The organism is Geobacter psychrophilus (assembly GCF_056821595.1).
Genome location: NZ_JBXDTU010000004.1, coordinates 2,031,291 through 2,055,871, shown reverse-complemented (window position 1 = coordinate 2,055,871; position 24,581 = coordinate 2,031,291). Strand labels below are relative to the sequence as shown.

Annotated in this window: 17 protein-coding genes and 1 pseudogene; 11 read left to right on the top strand and 7 right to left on the bottom strand. The window is 52.8% G+C overall.

Translation table 11 applies throughout. The annotated features are described in order from the left end of the window. The first annotated feature begins 25 nt into the window (after positions 1-25). Both ACOCF6_RS11895 and ACOCF6_RS11890 read left to right on the top strand, forming a co-directional pair. Positions 26-1,105 carry a tetratricopeptide repeat protein gene (locus ACOCF6_RS11895; RefSeq protein ID WP_482460592.1) on the top strand — a complete coding sequence of 360 codons (1,080 nt, stop codon included), beginning with the start codon at positions 26-28 and terminating at the stop codon, positions 1,103-1,105. Continuing rightward, positions 1,102-4,824, top strand: a complete 3,723-nt coding sequence (locus ACOCF6_RS11890; RefSeq protein ID WP_482460591.1) for a glycosyltransferase — start codon at positions 1,102-1,104, stop codon at positions 4,822-4,824. The genes ACOCF6_RS11895 and ACOCF6_RS11890 overlap by 4 nt, the downstream gene beginning before the upstream one ends. A 39-nt stretch (positions 4,825-4,863) precedes the next feature. On the opposite strand, the gene ACOCF6_RS11885 is transcribed toward ACOCF6_RS11890, so the two are convergent. The 5 genes and pseudogenes from ACOCF6_RS11885 to ACOCF6_RS11865 form a co-directional block, all read right to left on the bottom strand. Next, positions 4,864-5,262: a flagellar biosynthesis repressor FlbT gene (locus tag ACOCF6_RS11885; protein ID WP_482460590.1), complete on the bottom strand. Its 399-nt coding sequence runs from the start codon at positions 5,260-5,262 to the stop codon at positions 4,864-4,866. Between the two features lie 2 nt (positions 5,263-5,264). Then, positions 5,265-5,897 (bottom strand): hypothetical protein, encoded by a 633-nt coding sequence (locus ACOCF6_RS11880; protein ID WP_482460589.1) that lies wholly within the window; start codon positions 5,895-5,897, stop codon positions 5,265-5,267. An 88-nt stretch (positions 5,898-5,985) separates the two neighbouring features. Further along, complete coding sequence (locus ACOCF6_RS11875; protein WP_482460588.1) at positions 5,986-6,798, bottom strand: flagellin N-terminal helical domain-containing protein; 813 nt, start codon at positions 6,796-6,798, stop codon at positions 5,986-5,988. Between the two features lie 122 nt (positions 6,799-6,920). Further along, the gene (locus ACOCF6_RS11870) at positions 6,921-11,345 is read right to left on the bottom strand and encodes a tetratricopeptide repeat protein (protein WP_482463336.1); all 4,425 of its coding nucleotides are present in this window, start codon (positions 11,343-11,345) and stop codon (positions 6,921-6,923) included. 726 nt (positions 11,346-12,071) lie between these two features. Further along, positions 12,072-12,404: pseudogene (locus ACOCF6_RS11865) on the bottom strand (tetratricopeptide repeat protein); the annotation flags it as partial. Positions 12,405-12,532: 128 nt separating this feature from the next. Here ACOCF6_RS11865 and ACOCF6_RS11860 point away from each other — a divergent pair. Both ACOCF6_RS11860 and flaF read left to right on the top strand, forming a co-directional pair. Next, positions 12,533-13,714 carry a tetratricopeptide repeat protein gene (locus tag ACOCF6_RS11860; protein ID WP_482460587.1) on the top strand — a complete coding sequence of 394 codons (1,182 nt, stop codon included), beginning with the start codon at positions 12,533-12,535 and terminating at the stop codon, positions 13,712-13,714. A gap of 131 nt (positions 13,715-13,845) precedes the next feature. Then, on the top strand, positions 13,846-14,232 hold the full coding sequence (gene flaF, locus ACOCF6_RS11855; protein WP_482460586.1) for a flagellar biosynthesis regulator FlaF: 387 nt from the start codon (positions 13,846-13,848) through the stop codon (positions 14,230-14,232). Here flaF and ilvA read toward each other — a convergent pair whose 3' ends face one another. Next, entirely contained in the window at positions 14,233-15,438 is a 1,206-nt protein-coding gene (gene ilvA, locus ACOCF6_RS11850; protein WP_482460585.1) for a threonine ammonia-lyase, read from the bottom strand. A 140-nt stretch (positions 15,439-15,578) separates the two neighbouring features. Here ilvA and trxB point away from each other — a divergent pair, with 140 nt between their 5' ends. Continuing rightward, complete coding sequence (trxB, locus tag ACOCF6_RS11845; RefSeq protein WP_482460584.1) at positions 15,579-16,529, top strand: thioredoxin-disulfide reductase; 951 nt, start codon at positions 15,579-15,581, stop codon at positions 16,527-16,529. An 11-nt stretch (positions 16,530-16,540) separates the two neighbouring features. After that, the gene (locus tag ACOCF6_RS11840; protein WP_482460583.1) at positions 16,541-16,705 is read left to right on the top strand and encodes a hypothetical protein; all 165 of its coding nucleotides are present in this window, start codon (positions 16,541-16,543) and stop codon (positions 16,703-16,705) included. 65 nt (positions 16,706-16,770) lie between these two features. On the opposite strand, the gene ACOCF6_RS11835 is transcribed toward ACOCF6_RS11840, so the two are convergent. After that, a complete protein-coding gene (locus tag ACOCF6_RS11835; protein ID WP_482460582.1) occupies positions 16,771-18,333 on the bottom strand; it encodes a NapC/NirT family cytochrome c in 1,563 nt (520 codons plus the stop codon). Between the two features lie 282 nt (positions 18,334-18,615). Between ACOCF6_RS11835 and ACOCF6_RS11830 the strand changes: the two genes are divergently transcribed. From ACOCF6_RS11830 to ACOCF6_RS11810, 5 genes are all read left to right on the top strand, one after another. Further along, positions 18,616-19,113 carry a cytochrome C gene (locus tag ACOCF6_RS11830; RefSeq protein WP_482460581.1) on the top strand — a complete coding sequence of 166 codons (498 nt, stop codon included), beginning with the start codon at positions 18,616-18,618 and terminating at the stop codon, positions 19,111-19,113. After that, the gene (locus ACOCF6_RS11825) at positions 19,110-19,895 is read left to right on the top strand and encodes a 4Fe-4S dicluster domain-containing protein (RefSeq protein ID WP_482460580.1); all 786 of its coding nucleotides are present in this window, start codon (positions 19,110-19,112) and stop codon (positions 19,893-19,895) included. Before ACOCF6_RS11830 ends, ACOCF6_RS11825 begins: the two co-directional genes overlap by 4 nt. A gap of 2 nt (positions 19,896-19,897) precedes the next feature. Next, the gene (gene nrfD / locus ACOCF6_RS11820) at positions 19,898-21,157 is read left to right on the top strand and encodes an NrfD/PsrC family molybdoenzyme membrane anchor subunit (protein WP_482460579.1); all 1,260 of its coding nucleotides are present in this window, start codon (positions 19,898-19,900) and stop codon (positions 21,155-21,157) included. 82 nt (positions 21,158-21,239) lie between these two features. Next, positions 21,240-23,072, top strand: coding sequence for a hypothetical protein (locus ACOCF6_RS11815; RefSeq protein ID WP_482460578.1), 1,833 nt, complete (start codon positions 21,240-21,242; stop codon positions 23,070-23,072). A gap of 368 nt (positions 23,073-23,440) precedes the next feature. After that, positions 23,441-24,517 carry an IS110 family RNA-guided transposase gene (locus ACOCF6_RS11810; RefSeq protein ID WP_482460223.1) on the top strand — a complete coding sequence of 359 codons (1,077 nt, stop codon included), beginning with the start codon at positions 23,441-23,443 and terminating at the stop codon, positions 24,515-24,517. Positions 24,518-24,581 lie beyond the last annotated feature (64 nt).

Below are 24,581 nucleotides of genomic sequence, written 5' to 3'. Positions count from 1 at the left end.
GAAAATCTGAACTGACAGGTGAATCATGAACTCATTCCATGACATACAGGCCACGCAAAGCTATTCTCAGTTGGAACGGACATTATCCAACGTACCTCCTGAAGAGGCGCTTGCCCGGATCGGGAAATTTCTGGCGGATTTTCCGGACTATGCCCAGGCCCACAATGACCTGGGGGTGCTGTGGTATCAACTTGGAGACCGGCTGCAGGCCCTGGGCCGCTATGAGCGCTCGGTTCGGCTTGACCCGCGCAATCGGACCTATCGCAAGAATCTGGCAAGCTTTTACTTTGTGGAACTCGGCTGGTCGGATGATGCCATCTTCATGTATACCGACCTGCTCAAGGAAGATCCCAATGATACCGAAGTACTGGGCGCCCTGGCCCTGATCAGTCTGCGTTCCGAACAACCGGAACAGGCCAGAATCTTCCTGCAGAAGATCCTGGCGCTGGAGCCCTGGAACCAGGGGGCGTTGAGCGCCCTGGCAGACCTGTCATCGAACAACGTTCCCTTGCAGGCTGATAAGGTTTCGCTATCGGCCGTACCTCCCGGACCTGTGCACAATGATGTAGATGCCCTGCTGGCCGAACTGAAACAGTCTATTGCCGGCCTGGCTCCCCCAACCCGCCCAATCGCTGCCATGTCCGTTCCAGTCCAGCAGGCAGTGCCGCCAGTCCGGGACGCCAGGATCACAACACTTGAATCCCAGCTCAGGGATCAACCGACCAATGCACTGCTGCATAATGACCTGGGTGTGCTTCTGTCCGAAAATGGAGAACTTGAGCTAGCACTTTCCCACCACGAACTGGCCCACCGCTATGCACCGGATAACCTGCTCTTTCTCAAAAACTATGCCGGGGTCTGCGCCTGCAGTGAAGAGCGCATCGACAAGGCCATAGAACTGTTGACCGGAGCACTGAAGCAGTATCCCCGCGATGTGGAACTCCTGGCCGGTCTGGCGCAACTCTGCCTGCAGGTTGGGCAACCGGACGAAGCGCTGATCTTTCTGCGCCGCATCCTCGATTTTGAACCATGGAATCAGGATGCCCGCTCTTTGGTTATGAAACTCCAGGATCCGGCCAACAGGGATTTTTTTTTGAGCCGTTGACAGCACCCCCGAGGGGGGATGATGAAGTATCCCTCCCCGAACTTTCCATCATAATACCCGCCCGTAATCAGGCGGATGTTACGGCGGTCTGTCTTAATTCCCTGCTTTCTTTCCCCCCGAAAACCCGCTTTGAGATCATCATCGTCGATGATGCCTCAGAAACCCTGCTCAATCAATGCCTTGCTGAATATACGAGCCGCTTTGATTCACTTTCGTTCCTGCGCAATCACAGCAATCTCGGCTTTGCAGCCACCTGCAACCGGGGCGCAGCCAGCGCCCGCGGAGACTACCTGCTGTTTCTGAATAATGATACCGAACTGCTGTCGGACTGGTGGGAGCCCTTGCACAGCGTACTCGCATCCCGTCCCGAGGTAGGCATCGTTACGCCCAAACTGATCTTTCCTGACGGCACCATCCAGCATTGCGGCAAGGTCTGGAAGGATCTGGATGTTCCCAATGCATCCGCCCATCATATCTATTATCGTATGCCGGCTGATGCTGCCTGTGTGACAAAAAGCAGGGCCTTTAACATCATCACCGGCGCCTGCATCCTCGTCAGACAGAAGGAATTTTCCGCAGCTGGCGGATTTGACGAGCGCTACGAAAACGGTTGGGAAGACGACGACCTGTGCTACGTGTATCATGATCGCGGGCAGACGGCCTGGTATTGCGCTGAAAGTACGGTGATTCATCACCAGAGCAAAACATTGAGCCTGGAACGACTGCAGCCGACTGACCAGACAGAACCTGAGAAAATAATGCAGACCCAGAAGGAACGTTTCGAGCGGAACCGGACTCTCTTTTTCAGCAAGTGGGGCGATCGGGTCAGGCGGGATGATTATCGCTATTATCTGTCCGACGGATTTGCAACGGATCCCGATATACCCCGCTATGCACCTGAGTTGCGCCGCCTTCTTGGCCGCCCGTTCGAAGAAGATCTCTGTTCAAAGCCCGGCGGAAACGACCGGAACCAGAGGATGGTATCCATCATCATCCTGACCTGGAATCAGCTGGATTACACCCGGCAATGCCTTGCCAGTATCCGGCAAAACACCCCGGAATCCCATGAAATTGTCTTCGTTGACAATGGCTCGACAGACGGGACCGTTACATGGCTTCGCGATGTTGTGGCCACACATGACAACTGCCGCTTGATCGAGAATAGCGAGAACCGTGGCTTTGCAGCCGGCTGCAACCAGGGGATGCAGGCTGCAGCGGGAGAGTGTATCTTGCTCCTGAACAATGACGTGGTGGTGACCAGGAATTGGCTGTCCGGGCTTCTGGAATGCCTTCATGCACACGCCGATATCGGCATCGTCGGGCCGATGACTAACAATATCAGCGGTGTTCAGAAGGTCGATCAGGTGGGGTATGACGCGCTGACCGGATTGGAGCCGTTTGCCGCTGCATATCGTGAGCGTTATCGCCACCGCCGCATCCCCTGCCGCAGGATAGTCGGGTTCTGCATGCTGTTTCGGCGCGAACTGATGGAACAGGTCGGGCTGATGGACATCTCATTCGGCACCGGTAATTTCGAGGATGACGATTACTGTGTCCGGGCCGCACTGGAGGGCTTCAGCAACATGATCGCCGGAGATGTATTTATCCATCATTTCGGAAGCGCCAGCTTCGATGGGAACAAGCTCGACTATTCATCAAGCATCTCCGGCAACATGAAGCTTTATCAGGAAAAATGGTGCCGTCCAGTGACCGATGAAGACATGGCCCGCAAGATCATTACGCTCAAGGCGCTTGAAAAGGCCGCGACGCTCCATCAGCGGTTCGAGGTTGAGGAGGCAGTAGAGGTACTGCTGCAGGAAGGAATCCGGCTGTTGCATGATGAGCGTAAGTTCTATTATGCCTTGGCGGATATCCTGCTCGATTCTGGAAAGCCCTCCGATGCTGCGGATGTTCTCAAGGCTTTGCCCGCTGGAGCTGAAGATGCACGGGGGCACGTGCTGCTGGGCTTATGCAACTCCGCACGTGGCGAGTATCAAGAAGCCGCTGCACGCGCGGACCACGCCCTTGTGCTGGATCCCGGATATGCCCCCGCCTTGAACCTCAAAGGTGAGGCCGCCCTGGGCATGGGCGATGCTACAGCGGCAGCTGAATTCTTTAGCCGCGCGATCAGTGCCGATCCGGGCGACGGTGTTGCCTATGCCCAGCTCGGAGCGCTACTGTGGCAGGACGGGCAGCATCAAGAGGGGTTGAAGCTTCTGGAACAGGCCGTCATGCTGACGCCAACCCGCCAGTTGACCCGCAGCGCCTATCATACCATCATCAACGAGACGGGCGATTTCTCGCGAGCTGCAACCGTTTTGCGCGAAGCGATCAGATTCTTCCCGGAATCAAAGGGTCTCAGTTTTTTTCTGATAGATTTTCTGATACACGCCACTGATTTCGAGGCTGCCGTCTCGGAGATCGAACGCTCGCTGGTGCAGTTCGGCACCAATGATGCCATGCTGGATGCGGCCCTGGAGATCCGCCGTAAACTGGGTCCGATTCAAATCCAGCCCGGACGGAGCAATACGGTATCGCTCTGCCTGATAACCAAGAATGAACAGCAGAATCTGGCGCGCTGTCTCGCCAGCCTCACACCGATCGTGGATGAAATTGTCGTTGTAGACACCGGCTCAACTGACCGTACAGTGGATATTGCAACCGTTTTTGGAGCCCACGTTGCATTTTTCCCTTGGACCGGTGATTTTTCAGCGGCCCGCAACGAATCGGTCCAACGGGCCAAAGGGGACTGGATTCTCGTGATGGATGCCGACGAAGTCATTGCACCACAGGACCATGCATCCTTCCGACGCATTTTAGCTGAAGCACAAGGCGCGTTTGCGTTTGAAATGATCACCCGCAACTACAATGATAATGTCAGTCTGGAAAAATGGGTGCCGAATGCCGGTGAATACCCGGCACATGAAGCAAGCGGCGGCTGGGTGCCGAGCAGCAAGATTCGTATGTTTCCCAATCACCGGGGAATATTCTTTGAAAAACCGGTCCATGAGCTGGTGGATTATGCGGTCAAGAATCAGGGCATACCGATTGTAGAATTTCCGATCCCGATCCATCATTATGGCTATCTGGATAAGGACCGACTGCGTCACAAGCGCGAACGGTATTATCAACTGGGGCTCCAGAAGCTGGCTGAAGACGGCAGTAACAACCTGAAGGCGCTCTCGGAGCTGGCCATTCAGGCCGGAGAGCTTGGCAAGTATCAGGAGGCGATCGAATTATGGGGAAAAGCCTTGATGATCAACCCTGATTTCCCCTTGGCCCATTTCAACCTGGGATTTGCCTTTTTGCAGACCGGACGTTTCTCCGAGGCCTATGATTCATCAATGCGGGCACTTTCATCACAGCCGACGCATGTCGAGGCAGCCCTCAACGCTGCCGTGGCAGCTCTCTGCCTGGAGCGCGACAGTGAAGTCCGTTGCCTGCTGGAGCGGTTTTCAGCAATAGGGACAGATAAGCCGAATATAGAACTCATGCTGGCAGTGCTTTTGGTCTGTGAGGGAAAGGTTGCGGAGGGTATGCGGGCTATCGTTGAATTCAGCAAAAAAGGGCTGCGGATCAATGATTTTATGAATGAATTACTGCGAAAGCTTTCTCAGGCAGGTCTCAAGGAGCGGGCCATGCGTTTGTTGGGTACGGTTCGCCAGGCCGGCGTTGTTGATGGCGAAACGGAATCAATCACACGGGAGTTCGGACTATAATTACTGTTGCCGGGTATGCGCAAATGAGATGCATGTCGCTTATGTTGCAGAAGAGGCTGAGCGAATAAGTTCATCCTCGTAGTCGATCAGCTTGCGGGCGGTCTTCAGGGCGTGATAATAGTCGGCCTGAGCCACCCGTACAGAGATATCCTCGATGTATTGTTTGGTGCTGGGCACAGCCGGCAACAGTTCCCTGATCATGTCCCAGTAGGCCTTGTGATACTCCGGCAGGTTCGTTTCATCCACATACATCAGTTGAACAACAAAATATATTCTGCGGCAGAGGGAGGTGGCCTCCTCTTCCTTCAGGATGTCGCGTTCGCGCAAGATAGGGATATTGTTTTCGATAAAAATCTCGGCCGGTTTAGAACCATTGCGCAGAACCGCCCGCCCGACAATCAGCTTTTCATTCGCCTTGAGAGTAAGTTTAAGAGCCATGGCTACGGTTGAACCAACGCCTGAGTGATACCGGAACTCAACGAGGCAATTCCACTCCCGGTGCTGGAGATCGTCGTATAGGCGGCGGCAACCTCTTTGTCACTGCTGGCAACATTCAGTTCTGTCAGTGAATTGGACTGAATCTGACCGGTGGGCGTAACAAGATCTGTCCACTGCCCCTTGACCTTTTCATAGACAGGTTGCGGTGGAGGCGGGAAGGTCATTTTCATAATCTCGTTTCTCAGACTGCTGACACTCATCAAGAGCTGCTGACGCTCCTTGCTGTCTACGGGGAACGGCGGGAAATTTTTGAGGATGGTGCTCAGCGCACCTTTCATGGCGTCGATACGTTCCGCAACGTGATCAAGGGATTCGTTGGTCTCACGTACGCCCTTAATCAGCTGATTCATTCTGGTATGCAGAGACTCAATGGCCTTGACCGTATCCAGGTTCCGAAGGGTTACCGATGAGGTTGTATTGACACGGTCTTTAGCATCTGCCGCCGCCGCTATGGCAGAATCAGATTCCTTTTTCGTGTCACCCTTGTGAGTTGCTGCGGGAGCGACCTGTCCATAGGCTTTCATCTGCTGGTAGTCTGGTAAGGGCGTTAGTCCCCCGATTTTGGTGGCATCCATACGTTTTTCCTCCGCAATAATCTAAAAATGGGGAGAAGGCATCAGCCCTCTCCCCATTTTGCACATTACGTGATCGCTTGATACTCTATTAGAAGAGTCTCAAAACGGCCTGGGCGGCCTGGGAAGCCATGGAGAGTGATGTGATGCCCAGGTTCTGACGGGTCTGCAGCATCAGCATGTTGGCGCCTTCCTCGTTGGTGTCGGCCAGAGTCAGGTTATCGGCACCGGTCTGCAGGGTGCTGATCAGGCTGTTGGTGAAGTCCTGGCGGGTCGTGACGACACTCAGGTTGGAAGAGAGCTTGGAAGACTGAGTCCTGAGGGTGTTCAGGGCGCTTTCCAGAGCGGTCGATGCAGTTCCGATGCTGGTGGTGGAAGCAAGAGACTGTGAAGTAAGTCCCAAGCCGGCGGCAGAACCGTTAAAACCGGTTACGCCAAGGGTGGACACGCCGGTTGAAGCGCCGAACTCGACCGTCAGGCTGCCGGAGGTCAGCAGGTTTGTGCCGCGGTAGGTAGCATCACTGGCCAGTTGGCTGATCTGGGTGGTCAGTGTGTCGAAGGTGGCCTGGTAGTTGGAGCGGTCTGTTGTGCTGGACGTTGCCAGAGCGGCCTGGGCAACACCTTTGGCGGATTCGATCAGCGAGGTGATGGCCTTGATGCCGGCATCAGCGGCTTTGACCAGCTGAACAGCTTCGGCCATGCCGTCCTTACGGGTTGCCAAGTCGGTTGCTTTTTCCAGGTGACCCTGGGCTGCGAAGAAGTTGGTCGGGTTGTCAAGGGCGCTGTTGACGCGTTTACCGGAGGAGAGACGCTCCTGAGTCCGGTCGATGCTTTTGGCGGTTCCTTGCAGTGAAAGCAGGTTGTTCCTCATGCCGGCGGTTAATGAAATGTCGTTGATTGCCATGATAATGCTCCTTTCTGGGGTTTGTACTCGGCATTCTTGCCGATGTAGTAACTGTACGTTAGTTTAATTATCGGAGCCGTGTCGGATAACTTGAGGATTATTTTTGGGATATGAAAATAACTTTAGGCGAGGGCCTTGAGCGCCTTTGAAACCTGAGTGATTACTGCCGTCCACTGGCCGGGAAGCGGCTGCCTGAAGAGCCGCATGGTCGGATACCAGGGAGAATCTTCACGCTTGTCGAGCCAGCGCCAATCTGCGGAATGCAGGAGCAGGGTCCAGACCGGCTTTCCCAGTGCACCAGCCAGGTGTGCAACAGCGGTATCAATACTAATTATCAGATCCATAGCAACGATGAGCGCGGCGGTGTCAGCGAAATCCGAGATAGCGCCGGTCAGGTCGATATACCCGCTGTTGCCAGTGCTTGGCAGGGCATCGACGCCCGGATCCTTGGTCAGGTTGAAGAAAGTGACCGAGTCCATCTCCAAGAGCGGAGCCAGGATTCCGGGCGGCACAGAGCGGTTATAGCCGCTCTTGCCCATTTGGCGCCCATGCCAGCAGATTCCGACCTTCATGCCGGTAGCAGCGCAGGTCTTTCTTCTCCAAGACTCCACAAGGGCTGCATCCGGGAACAGATAGGGAACCGTGGCCGGCACTGAGTGCAGTTCCGTTGCAAAGAGATGGGGAAGACTGTGGATCAGGGCCTGATAATCTGCTGCCGGCAGCAGTTCCCCGTGTGGAATGACCTGTCCGGCACCGGGGCATGTTTGCAGCAGCCGCACCAGTTCGGACTGGGCGGTAATAACGGGCACGGCCCCCGCCTGTGCCAGCAGCGTTGCGTAGCGTACAAACTGGATGGCATCACCATAGCCTTGTTCCGTATGCAGTAGCACACTTTTACCAACCAGGCTGTTGCCACGACAATTTGCCTGGGTAAGGAACGGGATGGGGGGAAGCTGGGCGAGCAAGGGCTTGATGCGCCACTCGAACTCGCTACAGCCTTGAGCATAATCCCCCGAGGCGAGCAGGCTCATGCCAAGGTTCACGTGGGCCTTGACATTTTCATTGTCAAATTGCAACAACCGGCGGTAGTGAGCAGCCGACTCCCGGAAGCGTCTCAGGAAATAGAGTGTGCCACCGGCACCCAGCAATGACTCGGGGTGGTCAGGGATGAGCGTCAGTACCTGTTGATAACACTTAAGGGCCTTGTCCCACTCCTCGTTTTCCCTGAAGCCGTCTGCTGCAGTGAGCAGATGTTGTGTGGCAGCACCCGATTGATCGTCAGGGTTATCTCCCGGGAAGTCAGTACGGTTGCCTGCGCGAATGTTCCTTAACCGCTCCAGTTCCAGCTCGACAACTTCGCAGTCCGGGTTGAGGATCTGGGTACGGATATAGAACCGTTCAGCATTCTCATATTCACCCATTGCCAGGTACACATTTCCAGCGTTGAGAGGTGCCCGATAATCATACGTGGCCAGTGATTCTGCCCGTCGAAAGCAGAAGAGAGCCTCTTCACGTTTCTCCTGACCAAAGAGAATCGTCCCGAACATAAGCCATGCTTCATTGACCTCGGGTTGGCCTTCGAGCAGGGCGCGCAGGAGCGTTTCGGCATCGGTGGTGTGCCCTGCCAGGAGCAGTGCCCGTGCCAGGCTTACGCTATATTCAGAATTCAGCGGTTTCAGTTCTGCAGCCTTCAGAAGATACGGAAATGCTTCAGCAGGTGCACCGTTGTCAAGAGTTGCCATGCCCCGCAAATGGTATATCTCGGCGTGCAGGCATTCAAGTTGAAGCAGATGATCGCACATTTTGCATACTGTCGTAACGTCGCCGGCTTCGTAATGACCACGGATCTTGCGCAACACATCTTCAATGTCCGGATCCAGATCAGTCTCTCCGGCTGTCGTACACCTTTCCTGAAGAAGCCCACGCAAATGATCGATAATATGCGCCTGTATTCCTTCTGTTGAAAAATGCTTCTCCCAGACAGCTCTGGCCTGCCGACACATCTCCAGTAATCGCTTCTCACCCGATGCCGTAATCCAGTCAGCCAGAATTGTTCCGGCACGTGGGATGTCGCTTTCGGCAATCCTGAATGAACAATCGCTATACGTTATTTCATCTTCAAACGGCAACAGACAGCTCTCGGACACCAGTACCGGGATGCGTCCCATGGCCATAGTTTCGAAAAAACGGATACTGTTCAACCCCTCTCCCCGCGGGCAGAGGACCGTCAGAGAGTCAGCCAGAGTCTGGAGATAGCTGATTCTGCGGGCCTCTCTTACTTCGCTGCTCTGATGGCAGTGAAATCCGGGTAAAGGATCGGCGTACACTGATAGTCGTTGTTCCTGGAGAACAGCCAGAACCAGTTCACTCCGTATCAGCGATGAAGCGATGTTGCCGTTGAACGATGTGAGATAGCGGATTCGAGAGAGATCGAAATGCAATAGTTCGTCATTTGTCCATTCGGGTGGATACGGAAGAACGATTGCATGGGGATCCCGGCTGAAGCGATTGACACTCACCTGGAAGAAGACCGACCTAAATCCCAGCGGAACAGAGTTGTCATGGTTGGAAAAAAAGAGATGGCGCTCTTCATAATCATTAATGAAGGGCAGCTCGCGCAGAAACCGCCTCGTACCTTCCAGCCCGACCTGATCAAACAACGCGTCGAGATACTCGGGGAACAGTATGAAATCAGCATCCGCAGGCGAGTCAACCAACACAAGTGCTCCACATCCATCTTCAAGCATTTTTATGAGCGGGACACGCGTATGGTAACGGTTGGCATGTGTCAGCAGGTAATCGGTATCAGGCCGGTAACAGAATATTCGTATCGGCGGAATTGTTGGCCGGAAATCTTCAATAGGCACATTCGAAAGCTTCGTATCGATTTCCCTCCTGTGACTTTCAAGCATCTCTGACAACGTGGAACAGACGGCTTCAACAACAGGCTTCCAGTTGCATTCCTTTCCCTGCCGGAAGATCCGCATGGTCGGGTACCAGGGGGAATCGTCACGATCAAGCAGCCAACGCCAATCCGGGGCAAAAGGGAGCAGCAGCCAGACCGGTTTGGCCAGGGCACCTGCCAGATGCGCTATCGCAGTGTCAACCGTAATGACCAGATCAATCTGCTCGATCAGTGCTGCGGTATCATCAAAATCAGCGATCTGGTCACAAAGGTCGATGACCTGTGCCGACAACGGGGATTGTTCAAGTTGAATCCTCGCGTCACCTATCTGCAGAGAAAAAATGCTGATGTCATCCAACCCGGCCAGCGGCCCAAGAAGAGATAGCGGCAGTGAACGGAGGCGATCATTACAGTGGATGCTGCTGCCGGCCCAGACGATGCCGACCTTCAGGCCATGATAAGGGGCGGTAAGGAGCTTCCATTTCTGCAGGCGTTCTGCTGATGCCGCCAGGTACGGGCAGTTTGCTGGAATAGTATCCAGGGTGGTTCTGATAAGTCTTGGCAGAGAGAGAAGCGGAGCCTGATAGTCACAGGCCGGAATGGGCGCATCGAACGACACTACAGACCGGATACCATTTATGCTCTTGAATAGTGAGACCAGCGGTGGGTGGCATTCAATGATGACATCTGCCCCCTGATCAGCGATCAGCCGGGCGTAGCGGACGAACTGGATGGCATCTCCAAAGCCCTGTTCGGCGTGGAGCAGGATCGTCTTGCCCTTAAATAATGTACCATCCCAAAGCGGAAGGTCGAAATGGCGTCTGGGTGAGGTGAATCCGCGTTTTTGCCATCTCCATTCATGCTCCTGCCACCCCTCGCGAAAGCGACCAAGTTGAAGCAGAATCAAGGAGCGATTCCAATGTGCCTCAGCATTATCCGGGTCCAACTCCAGCGCGGTATTGCACGAAGCAAGCGCATCTTCGATCCTACCAAGTTCTAGAAGCGCAGATGCAATAGTAACGTGTGATTCAGAGTATTCCGGCATATGGTGTAGCGCATGATGATATGCCTCTATCGCCTCATCATAGCGTCCCAATGCAAGAAGAGTGTTGCCCCGATTATGGTATAATGCACCGCATTCCAGACGATTCCCAAGCGCCTCGTCATATAACGCGAGTGCCTCGTGAAACGCGCCGGACAGATGGCAACTATTGGCACGTTGCAGGTAATCATTAATGGACTGGCATCCAAGCACCGGGACCGTGCTGGATGGCGAGTCGGGATTTTCAGATTTAAGAAATGATCTACGTAGAAACGCTGTGACTTCAGCAAGAACATTTACCCAGTCACGCAGTTGGTGCTGTCGGAATAAGCGCATGGTCGGATACCAGGGGGTATCCCTACGATCGAGCATCCAGCGCCAGTCAGGAACAAATGGAAGAAGCGTCCATACCTGTTTCCCTAGTGCCCCTGTCAGGTGAGCCACTGCTGTATCCACGGTGATTACGAGATCAAGATTCTGAATCAGAGCTGCAGTATCAGCAAAACTGTTGAGATCACTAGTCGGGTCAACGATATTCATCTGCTCAATTAGCTGTTTTTCTTTAGGTGTGGGTTGTAGCTGAATGCTGAAAAATTTCATAGCGGGCAAATCGGGTACGATCTCCAGAAATTTCTCTGCTGGGCAGGAACGCCTTGAGTCATTGATATGTGAACTGTTACCTCTCCATACGAGACCAATCCTGGGGGCTGTGTCATTACCCAGCTCCGATTTCCACTTTTCAACCAGATTCACGTCCGGATGAAGGTAGGGGGTATCTGATGGAATTGTCTCAACTCTGACACCGAGTACACGTAAAAGACTCATCGCAGGAAGTTGAAAATCCGCATGCGAGATTCTATCGCAGAGGGTAATTACCTTTGAAACGCCTGGAATATTATTAAACAGAGGGGCAAGCGATGACGGCAATTCCAGTACGAGTGTTCCACCCAACTCAGCAACCAGAGGAAGAAAGCGCGCAATCTGAATGGCATCTCCACTGCCCTGTTCAGCGTGTATCAATAGAGTTTTCCCGTGATAAGGCATTCCGTCCCATTCGGGAATAGTGGCATGCCTTCGTTGGACTCCACCCTCAGCAATGAAACGAGACTCATACTCGACAAGACCCGAGAAATCACCCAGTAACAGCTTGAGATGGCCAAAGTTGTTTCGGGTTGTGACAGCATCAGGGTGTTGTGCCAATAGATTCTGATATGAGAAGTATGCCTCTTGAAATCGGCCAGCCTCATTCAGCGCAGAACAACGGTTATGTCGCGCCTGAAAGTGATCTGGAAATATCGCAAGGAACCTGTCGTAGAAATCAACAGCTTCTTCGGGGTATCCCTGAGCGTATCTAGTGACGGCAAGGCCAAAAAGGGCTTGTGGATTATCTGGGGATTGTTCAAGAACCTGAAAAAAAACCGCAGCGGCTTCATCCGTTTTATCAATCTTGAAAAGGCAATTTCCCAGGTTTGACTGTGCTAGATAAAAAACAGGATTCAGCTCGATTGCGCGTCGGAACAGTGATATTGCCTCTTTTTCACGGCCCGTTCGTTCAAGCACCGCTCCGAGGCTGTTAAGTATCTCCGGTGAATGCGGAGAGGACGACAAGGCATCACGGAACACCGATTCTGCTCCGTTCAAATTTCCATTGTCAAACATGATTGCACCGGCTTGCATCTTTTGAAATGACGCTGTATTCAGAAAAAACTCCATTACGCGAATTTATTCAAGAAAAACATTAAAAAATCCGATATAGTAAACAGTAGAAGTTGGTTATTGGAGGGGCCATGGCACAAAACTCGGTTGATATGGTGTTTTCAGCGTTATTGTCGCAGCAGAACCTGCGCGAAAGTGTCGCCAACACCGCTGTATCTAACGGACTCAACCTGCTGCAGAATAAAAACTACAAGGCAGCGGAAGCGGCCTTCAGGCAGGCTACAGCCCTCAAGCCCGACTATGTTGATGCCTACAATATGCTCGCGAACGCCTATCTCAAACAGGGCAAAAGCACAGAGGCTGCCCAGGCATATACGATTTCCCTCAAATTGGATCGCAGCCAGGAAGAGGTGCATATCAATCTGGCCAACATCTATATCGACCAGAAGAAATTCGTTGACGCCCAGAAAGAGTTGAAGGCAGCAAGTTACGCAAACCCGACAAATGCTCTCCCTCAATATACCCTTGGACACCTGCTGCTGCAAATGGAAAAACCTGCTGAGGCTGAAACAGCGTTCAGGCAGGCAGTGCGCCTCGCACCTCGTGACGGAAATGCCTATTACGGGCTCGGACTGGCCTTGAACAAGGAAGGCAAAACCGACGAGGCGGTTATACAGCTGCAAAAGGCTGTCGAGCTGAAAAGGGATTTTGCACCGGCCATCGCCGAATTGGGTACTTCCTATAACGCCTTGGGACAAACAGACAAGGTCCAGGAACAGATTGACAAGCTTAATGCCCTTCAGACATCACAGGCAGACGGCTTTGCCTCGGATTTGGGCGAGTTGATCCGCAAACCGAAAATGACCGGTGTCAACAGGACCCAGAGTACCTTCAATACCGCCTACGGCGCAACGACCCTGCTTGCGCTTGATTCGGCTACCTTTATTCAACCCGGAAGCGTCAAGGAGTTCAGCATGACCTTCCAGTTTGATTCTCAGATGGATGCCGCTTCGGTAACCAACACCAGCAACTGGAAGATCGGACGCTCCGCTGGCGGTACAGCCGGCCTGTACGACAATGGCACCTATAGTTCCAGCGATCGCTCTAACCTTACATTCATGCCGAATCGGGTGACCTACAATCCCACCACGCAGGAGGCGACAGTCTACTTCCCGCTCTATCAGAACGACGATGCAAGTGGCACGATTGACACCTCTCACCTGACCTTCAAGTTTCAGGGAAAAGATGCCTCAGGCAAGTCCATGGACCCCACAGCCGACCAGTATAATGGCTTTGCCGGCGGCACATTCTGACCCGACCGTTCAACGTTGACCTTCAAATAATCTGCGGCAGGGAACTTGAAATGCGGCAGAAGTCGGGGTATCCTATACCAAGTTGTTGCAACTCACCTGATCAGTTTAAATTCGCTTAACAAGGAAAAACAATGACCAACAATTCAGTGAATGCCTACACAAATATGCAGAAAGAAACACTCAACGGCAGGGAGCTTGAGGCATCAGTACTGTCTAGAGCTGGATTGATGCTAAAAAACGTGCAGGAAAACTGGAATACACCCGATCGTGAGTCAAGGTTGCTTGAAGCAATAAAATTCAATCAGAAGGTCTGGAGCTTCTTTCAGGCTGAACTTTCCGATCCCGAGAATCCGCTTCCTCAACATTTGCGTCAGGACATTCTCAATCTGAGCCTCTTCATCGACAAGCGCCTGTTTGAGGTTATGGCGTTTCCCAGCCCAGAAAAGATTTCTATTATAATTGATATCAATTTTAACATTGCCGCCGGCCTGCGCACCAACCCTTCCGGTGAACAATAATTATTTGACAGTCAGACTGTAGCCTTTACCTTCCAGATAACCGATAATCTCGCGGATATGTTCGTAGCCGCGAGTTTCCAATTCCAGTGACACATCCGTTTTACCGAGTGCCAGCGCTGTTGAGCGCCGATCGTGACTGATCAGGAAGATATTTGCCCGCGTTGCAGCAATGTCTGTGGACAATTTCGCCAATGAGCCAGGCAGATCGTCCAACTCGATGGTCAATTTCAGATAGCGGCCAGCTGCCAGAAGCCCCCTTTCGACGACCTGTGCAATGGTCTTGACATCAATATTTCCTCCCGACAGCAGGCAAACGGTTTTGCCTTTCAGGTCACGCACCCTTTTATGCAGCACGGCAGCCAGTGATACGGCTCCAGCCCCCTCCACCAGCAGCTTGGTGCGCTCCAGCAGGGATACGATCGCTAAAGCGATTTCCTCCTCCTCGACCATGACGATCTCATCTACACAGCTGCGAATCACCGGGAAAGTCTGCTTGCCGGGTTTTTTTACGGCAATGCCGTCTGCCAGGGTTACCGATACTGCTGACTCGCTGGCCGTGCCGGCAACAAAAGAATCCGACATTGAGTGGGCCGCCATGGACTCAACTCCGATAATTCGCACATGGGGAGCGATCTCCCTCACAATTGAAGCCATTCCTGCAATCAAACCGCCGCCTCCGACCGGAACCAGCAGATTTTGTATATCCGGAAGTTCCTCAAGGATCTCAAGGGCAATTGTACCTTGACCAGCCATGACGAGTTGATCGTCGAAGGGATGCACAAACAAAGCGCCGGATAGATGCTGTGCCTTCAAGGCTGCCTCGCAGGCCTCATCGAAGTTCCTGCCGACCAGAACCACCTCTGCCCCATAGTCTCGCGTCGACTGTACCTTTTGTGGCGGCGTGATCTCGGGCATATAGACTGTTGCCTTAACCCCCAGCAGATCTGCTGCGAATGCAACACCTTGGGCATGATTTCCGGCCGAAGCAGTGATTACTCCATTTACCAGAGCTTCTCGTGACTGGGCTGTCATGAAATTCAGTGCCCCTCGGATCTTGAAGGATCCGGTGCGCTGCAGATTTTCACACTTGAAATACAGCGGAACATCCAGCTTCTCAGTGTAATAATGGGAATAGATCAGTTCAGTGCGTCGCACCCTCTTCCTGAGCCGATCGTAGGCTTCGAGTATAAGTTCGTTGATGGGCATGGGAAGTGATTCTCCTGAATAAGGTAATTCATAGTATCAGAGCAGCGGTGCCTGGTCAAATGGCGATCAAGGCGGTTTGACCCTTGGCAATCCTCCGGATTACTGCTACATTTGCATCATTCTCAAATGTCGGAGGTTACATGGAAACAGTACATCATCAGCTCATCATTCTGGGCGCAGGGCCGGCCGGCTACACCGCAGCTATCTACGCTGCACGGGCCAACCTCAATCCCGTGATCATCACCGGGTTGCAGCCTGGAGGTCAGCTGACCACTACCACCGAGGTCGACAACTGGCCCGGCGATCACGAGGGGGTTCAAGGTCCTGACCTGATGGAGCGCATGAGACTGCATGCCGAACGCTTCAATACCCTGATGATCAACGATTTCATCAAGAGTGCCAATCTGAAACAATACCCCTTTGTGCTTGCGGGTGATTCCGCCCACTACAGCTGTGACGCCCTGATCATTGCCACAGGGGCCTCAGCCAAATACCTGGGGCTGCCATCCGAAGAAGCATTCAAGGGCAAAGGGGTATCGGCCTGTGCTACCTGCGACGGTTTCTTCTATCGCGGCAAGGATGTTGCTGTCATCGGAGGCGGCAACACAGCGGTCGAAGAGGCGCTCTACCTGTCAAATATTGCCCGACATGTAACCGTCGTCCACCGCCGCGAAACATTCCGTTCGGAAAAGATTCTCGCCAATCGCCTGATTGAAAAAACCAGGGGCGGCAATGTTACCATTGAGTGGAACCATACTCTCGATGAGGTGTTGGGTGATGCCAGCGGCGTAACCGGCATCAGAATCCGTCACCGGAGCGGATCCACCAAAGAAATCCCGGTACACGGCACGTTCATAGCCATCGGTCACGCACCTAATACAAGCATGTTTGAAGGGCAGCTGGACATGGATAACGGCTACATCAGGACCATGTGCAGCCTGGATGGGAACAGGACCGCCACAAGTGTCAATGGGGTCTTTGCTGCCGGTGATGTCCAGGACTACATCTACCGCCAGGCGATCACATCCGCCGGGACCGGTTGCATGGCTGCCCTTGATGCGGAACGCTATCTGGAAACATGCAAAAAATAAGAGGGCACGATATGTCAACAGAACCTGACGATCTCGAAACGCTCCTAACGGAAGTCCGCAAGACCATCACCGACAACAAGCAGTTTCTGGATAAACTTTTGGATGAAGAAATTGAAGTTGATTCAGAAGAAGAACCTGAGGTTGCGGTAAGTGAAGACGAGTTTGAAGAACTGTAGTAGAGTTCAAGTATGATACATATTAAAAGGCCCCCGGAGAACTTCTTCGGGGGCCTTTTGCGTGGTCAGTGTTTCTTTTTAGTCTCCGGCTTTCCTTGAGCCCCCTCGCCGGGAACATCATGGCCACCGGCGGAGTGACATTCACTGCAATTGGTTTTGTAGATTTCATCACCAATGTCAACCGGGTGAACAAATGAATTCACCTGCTTGCCGGTCGGGATATTTTCCTGGGTTTGTCCAAGGATATCGTGGCAGATCTTGCAATCCTTGGAAATAATTCTACCATCAGCGGTCTTGTGTTTGTTGTCGTGGCAGCGGAAACAGCCGGGCGTATAGAAGTGACCGATGTAGTTCGGGTATGTGTTCCACTTGACTTTCATTTTCGGGAAGTAGTTGCGGCCGTAAATGTCCTTCACACGGTCAACAGCCTGGTTGATGGCGGCACCCTTTTCTTTCGCAACGTTAGGGTAGTTTTTGGCATAGTAGGCCGGTATCTCTTTGTCGATTGTCGCAATGGCCTCTTCTTTAGTCTTGTATGGACGTTCGAGTATTTCAACAGCAACTTTTTTTACGTACGGAAGAGAGCGATCAATTCGGTTTGAGACAAAATTCAAGTCCATTTCTTCGCCCGGTGAGTGATAGATATGGGTAGGACGGTTATGGCAATCGGTACAATCCATCAAGCGTTTGTTCCCTTTGGCTATCTCGTCCTTGGTGAGCGGGTTCTCAATATTCGAGTACTCAGTCATCTTGCCGTCCTTGTCCTTGACAGCTACGTAGGGAATATCAAGTCTTTTCTTGTCACGGGCTATAAAGGTAACTTCTTTACCAATGTGCCAATGAATACCACTGGTGTTTGGCGCCTTGGGGTTTCCGCCGATGTGAATCAGCATATCGATATTACGCGGTGAATTTTCCTCGTTGGGGGCGTAATGATTAAAGATCTTCTGGCGGCCGACGTAAAATTTCTCCGGCCAGTGGCAATGTTCACAGGTTTCCCGCGCCGGGCGGAGGTTTTCAATGGGGGTTTCGATCGTCTCCGGATAGGTGTGGAATGCCACTGCGTACAACTGACGCATACCGGAAATTTTTGCTTTTACGTACCAGGCGGCACCAGGTCCCACATGACATTCAACGCACTTTACCTTGGCATGCGGTGAATTACTCCAGGCGGTGTGTTCGGGTTCCATAACCACGTGACACACTTCACCACAAAAGACGGTTGATTCAGTGAACTCAAATCCCTTGATAGAAGCAATAGCCACAATCACAACAAAAACCACTGTAGCCAGGATGAAGAAGATGAACAAACGACGCTTGCCGGGATCATTCAGGTCAAGGCGCGGGAACTGAGGAATTTCCTCTTCAAGTGACGCCATTCCCTCAATTGCTGCTTTTCGCCGCTCGTTGCGTACCCGCCATGCTCCAAACGGAACCAGAATCAAACCAAATATCAGCATGCCGGGGAACATGAAGTAGGTCATGAGCCCCAGATAGGCGTGTTCAACACCGGTAATTGTTTCAAAAGCGAAGAAAACTACAATGAGGCCGGCTGCGGTCATCGCCAGTATCATTCCGATTAGACTGATCAGGTTCCAAGCATAACCTGCTGTTTTGCGTATAGCCATTGAACATCTCCTTGAGCGTGGTACACTGTAGCACTATGATGGTTGCTGCCTAAAAGAGTATCTCTTCTACCTTGCATCAGCATGATTTGTCAAAGTTTTTTTGTTCTTCAGCCCATTACTCATGCCGTTTTAGTTTGATTTTTTCGTATACACAACCCTGGGAAACATTTATTGACAAGTTTGGTCAAGACCTTTAGATTTGAAACATTGTTATAGAATTGAAGATTTATCAACGCATTGGGCAATCTCCTCTGCACGACCCAAATCCAGGAGGTGCATAACTTGAAAAACCATGTCTGGCGACCATTGTTCATTGTTCTGGCAATAGTGGGGGGAATCCTGATAACTAGAACACTGTTAGTACCGAGCGATTTTGGCATCCACGAACGGGGCTACATGTATGGCTGGCACCGCAAGTCAAATGAAGCAGAATGGAAGAAGTTCCCTGTAAAATACAAGACAGCCGCGGCCTGCAGGGAATGTCACAAGGACAAGTACAACGACATCAAGGACTCACCCCATGGCTCCATCAGTTGTGAAAACTGCCATGGTCCCAACTATGATCATCCAAAAGATCCGATCGGACTGAATATTGATCGAAGCCGCGGCCTGTGTATCCGCTGTCATGCCTATCTCCCCTACAAAGACAGCGCACGTGCAAAGATCCCCGGCATCGACCCTGAGAAACATTATCCTCAAGCAGAGTGCATCATGTGCCACTATCCCCACGACCCGACCAGATCAAATCCGAAACATCAGAAACCGGAGGTGAAGTCATGATGAACCGCCGTGAATTCTGCAAAAAAACCATGATTGTAGCCGGCGGCCTTATTATACCGCTCAGCGCACTGGAAGTCTTCAACCCCAAAAGACTGCATGCCGAGAAAAATGACAAAGGCAAGGTGCGCTGGGTATTTCTGGTAGATGTTCACAAGTGCGTCGGCTGCGGCTTCTGTGTCAAGGCCTGCAAGATCGAGAACGATGTGAGCTGGGATGCAAACGTGACCCGAACCTGGGTGGAACGATATGTAGTCACAAAGGACGGCCAGACACTGATCGATTCTCCCAAAGGAGCCCGTGACGGCTTCACCAACCAGAAGATCGACCAGGCCCATATGGGACTCAAAGAGGTTAAACCGGAGGAGATTTCCAAGGGGTTTTTTGTCCCCAAACTCTGCAACCATTGCGAGAACCCTCCCTGCGTCCAGGTCTGTCCGGTCGGGGCCACCTACCAGACCCAGGACGGGGTGGTGCTGGTTGACCGTACCTGGTGCATCGGCTGCGGCTATTGTGTCATGGGCTGCCCCTATGGAGTCCGTTACTTCCACCCCCAACTGCACGTTGCTGAAAAGTGCACTCTCTGTTATCACCGTCTGAGTCAAGGCATGAAGACCGCCTGCGTGGACGCCTGTCCGTTCGGCGCCCGCAGGGTGGGCAACATCAGGGACCCCGAGGATCCGGTCACCAAGATTATCACGACTGAGCAGGTTAACGTGCTGAAGGAAGAATTCGGCACCAAACCTCAGGTATTTTACCTGGGATCTTCAATGGAGGTAAAATAGCCATGGTACACGGTGAAGCCTGGACCCTGAAGGAATTTTTTGTCTATCCCAATGAATACATCTACTGGTCAATTCAGATCGTCATGTATCCCTTCATGACCGGTCTTGTGGCCGGCGCCTTCGTGCTTTCCTCCCTCTACCACGTCTTTGGAGTCAAGCAGCTGAAGGATATTGCCCGTTTTTCACTGGTATTTTCCCTGGCCCTGCTACCAGTTGCCATGATGCCGCTTATGCTGCATCTGCAGCAGCCGCAGAGGGGGATCTATGTCATGATGACCCCGCACTTCACCTCGGCCATTGCAGCCTTCGGCATTGTCTTTACAACCTACGGCCTGATTGTTGCCTCGGAGATCTGGTTCGTCTACCGCCAGTTCATCGTGGAGACTGTTCTGGAACTGCGTGCCAAACAGCAACGCAATGCTATTGAGTCGGCCCAGCTGATCCTGTATTCACTGCTCTCCATGGGTGCCATGGATCTCAGTCCGGAGGCGCTTCACAAGGATGAACGGGCAGTGAGTATTCTGGCCGGGATCGGCATACCGGTTGCCTGCTTTCTGCACGGCTATGCCGGTTTTATTTTCGGCTCGGTCAAGGCCAATGCCCTCTGGATGACGCCGCTCATGCCGGTCATCTTCATCTGCTCGGCGGTCGTATCGGGTATCGCACTCTGTATTGTCACCTACATCATCACCATGGAGATTCGCAAACTGCTCTCCACCTGGAAAAGGAACAAGAAAAGCTATATGAAGCTTCCGTCGGTGGAGGAGCTCAAAAGCGCGGAAATCCATGTTGTAACAATCACCGTCAAATACCTGGTTATGTTCCTGGTGCTGGCCATTACCCTGGAGTTGCTGGACCTGATCTTCCGCACCTACACGGCAGTCAAATCGTGGGATATTCTGCGCAGCGTCATCTACGAAAGAGACTTTTTCAAAATTTTCATCCTTCAGTACGGGTTGGGGAATCTTGTGCCCTTCATCATCTTCCTGCGACCGGGACTGACGATCCGGCGTGCTCTTGTCGGCACCCTTCTAGTTCTGATGGGCGTATTCATGATGCGCTGGAACGTGGTTATCGGAGGCCAGGCCTTCTCCGCCTCCTTCTCCGGCTTCATGGATTATAAGCTCCCCATCTGGCCGAGTACTCTGGAATTGTACAAAGAAGGATTCTTCGGGGCACTCACGGTCATCACCACACCCTTCGTACTCTTCTTCCTGGTCACAAGAGTGCTGCCGGTGTTCGGGGTCAAGGACTCGCACTGATGCACCCAGTTGTTTGCCCGCTGCGTGATACTGCCGGTTGCACTTCGGTATTGCTGATATAAGTCGAGTGGGAGGTGTGCGGATGTCATCATCAGATGAGACTCTTGAGAAGCGGGAAAAGGAACTTGAGAACCGCATACAGATGCTTGAGAAGCAGCTTGACCGTCTGTCCGCGCACATCGTCGATGATGGCTCAGCTGCTCCAAGTGCCGCGGCAGCGGCTTCCCGGCCAACTCCCCAACAGGTAAAGGTCATACCCGACGATGATATGCCTGAGCTTACGGAGGAGGTACTGGGCTGGGCCAGCCGGAATGCGGTTCTGCCACGACTCGCCGCAGTCTGCTTCCTGATGGTGATAGCACTCATCCTGCGGACAATCACCGACAGCGGGCTCGTCAACAAGCTGCTTGGTTCAGGCATCGGCATGGGCTATGCGGCCGCCCTGATGGCCTTCGGCTGGTACAAGTACGCCAAGGAAAGTCCATTGGCTCCGGTCTTCGCTGCCTGCGGCGTCGTGCTCATGTCAACGATTGTTGTTGAAACACATATGCACTTCCAATCGCTGCCGTTGGTACCGGCCTACCTCACGCTGATGGCCACCGGATTCGGCATGGCACTTATGAGCCGCCGCTTCGCCGCCTTCGTACCTATTTCAGTCGGTGTACTCGGTATGTGCTTTGCCGGTGCAGCGATCGACTATCCTCACCCCTACTTCCCCTATCTTTCCCTGGTACTCCTCACAGCCAATGTCCTTGGCTACGTTGCAGCTCAGCTGAAACGCTGCTCCTGGCTGCGCTGGTCTGTTCTGATTGTTACCATGATCATGCTGCAGCTCTGGGGTGTCAGGTTGGGCATTTTGCTGCGCAAAGGGGAGGAGATTCCTCCCGAACTGGCGCCCTCCTGGTACCTGCCGGTACTGGCTGTTTTCTTTCTGACCTTTATCTGCCTGTCCCTGTTCGGCATCGTCAAAGCAGGAGACAGGAAAATCTCCCGATTTGATTTCAGTCTGCCCACCCTCAACGTGATCTGGGCCTTTTTATTGGCCCGACACGTAGTCGAAGCCTGGCACATGAGTGTAAGCGTTTTGGGCATAAGCGGTCTGCTTGGCTCCGTGTTACTCTTCGGCATGACGTACTGGTGTGCCAAACGCAACGTCAACGGAGCACCCGGTACCAATACCTTCGCGTTCGCCGGGGGTGCCCTGCTAGCTCTGGCGTTGCCGGCTGCGACCGGCGCGTTTGTCATGTCCTTGCCGGTGATTTCTCTTGTAGCCATAACCATGGCAATTGTCTCACGTGTGTGGGAAAACGGGGGCGTACGCGGCACGACCTACCTGATGAATATCTACTCCTGTGTAGCACTCGTCCTCGTTTTGCGCGATGAAGGAGCAGGAGCAACCGATCCTGTCAACATGCTGCCGGCCGGCCTTCTGGCCGTAATTTCAATCTATCATTACCAGTGGTGCCGATGGTGGCCAGTCCCGGCAAATTCGGCCCTTTTCGATGCCTTTGACCGCAACGACCGGAGTTCCATCCTGCTGCTACTGGGCGGACTGGCAAGCGGCTTCTTCATGATCAGGATCGGTATTTTCCAGGCACTACAGTTTATTCCGGCGGAAATGCAGCGCGACACCTTCCGTTGCAGTCAATCGGTCCTCATCAATGTTGCAGCTATTGTTCTCATCCTGTTTGCGTTTATGCGGCAGAACAAGGAACTACGCAATGTGGCCATACTTGTCACAGTGGTTGGCGCAATAAAGGTATTTTTGTACGATTTGCTCGGAACCCATGGTTTGCCGCTAGTGTTCAGCGTATTTTCATTCGGCACGGCAGCTGCCGTTGAATCCCTGGCCTTGGGTAAGTGGCAGAAACAGCCGGACGACCGGCAACAGAGTAGCGCAGACGGCAGCACGTAAGCTCTGAAGCACATTTTGATATGATCGATTTACATTGACTGACCGTATTGACTGTATGTTGCCCGCAGACCGATGTTGCATAGTCGCCGGACGACAAATCCACCCCGCACCCCACATCACATGAAGTGCGAATTCATAGACAGAACTTCCTCCGTGTTTCTACCGCTAACGACCAGAACTCCAGAGTTCCTCACTTTTTGCCTCCGTTCCCAACCATCAGGTTCATGTAACAGGCACATCCCTGTCAACGTTCACCTGCGATGAACATTCATCAGCGTTCCCTGTTGAACAAAAAATACCATGCTGGCTATCTAAGTTTTGTATGATTGGAAGTGTCAAAGCACCAATCAAAAAACAAGGAGGCCAACATGGCAAGGAACAGTTTATCAGGTTTGCAATGTTTTGTTACCGGTTTTGAACAAGACCTGTTCTATGTCGGTATAGATGTGCACAAGCGCAGCTATCATGCTGCTCTTCGCCGGTCTGACGGTCGCGCTCAATCTATGGTGATTCCCGCCTCACCCCAGTCTGTAGTTGACCTGCTTACCGGTTTGGGCATTCAGATCGGCGCTGTTGCATATGAATCCGGTCCTACTGGTTTTTCCCTCGCCAGAGCACTCAATGATGCCAGTATTCCGGTGATCGTTGCCGCACCGAGCAAGATTCCCCGTTCGGTAACTCCTAGTGCCAAGTGTGATCGACTCGATTGCCTGAAACTGGCTGAATATGCTGCCAAGGGAATGTTGAGGTCGATCGCCATACCAACACCTGAGGAAGAAGCCCGTCGGACACTGTTGCGCCGCCGCCATATGGTAGTCGATACCGTAAGACGCTGCAAGCAGAGGATTAAAGGATTACTTCTCTTCATTGGCATCAACGAACCGAAAGAATTGGAGCATTGGCAGCAGGGCGCAGAGACTGCACTGCGTGCTCTGCCAACCGAACCATCTGCACAGGAAACACTGGAAAGCTACCTGCGCGAGTTGATATTTAACCAGGAAGAACTGCGCAGGGTCGAACACCAGCTGAAATCACTGCCGAAACCGCAAGAAGTGGCCATCAGCATAGCATGCCTACAGTCAGTTCCCGGTGTAGGTCCGACAGTCGCAACCACTTTTGCACTTGAGTTGTTCAGGCCTGATCGGTTTAAGAGACCTGAAGAAGTAACCAGTTATCTCGGACTAGCTCCTGTCGTACGGCATAGCGGGAACAAGACACCCTCCGGACGGTTGGTTCCGGTCGGCCAAACCAGGTTGCGCAGCTTGTTGATTGAAGCCGCATGGATGTGGAGGGCAAGAGATGACTATGCCGACAGTATATACCGGCGTCTGTTAGGCAAAACCGGAATTGCCCAGAAAGCCATCGCAGCTTTAGCGCGACGCCTGGCAATTATCCTCTGGCGTCTTTGTATCGAACATCGCCGTTATCGGCAGGCTACGGCCTGAATCAGTAAAGTCGCGACGGCCCTTTTGCCATACCAGTGGCGGACAAAAAATGGCGAACCTTCTC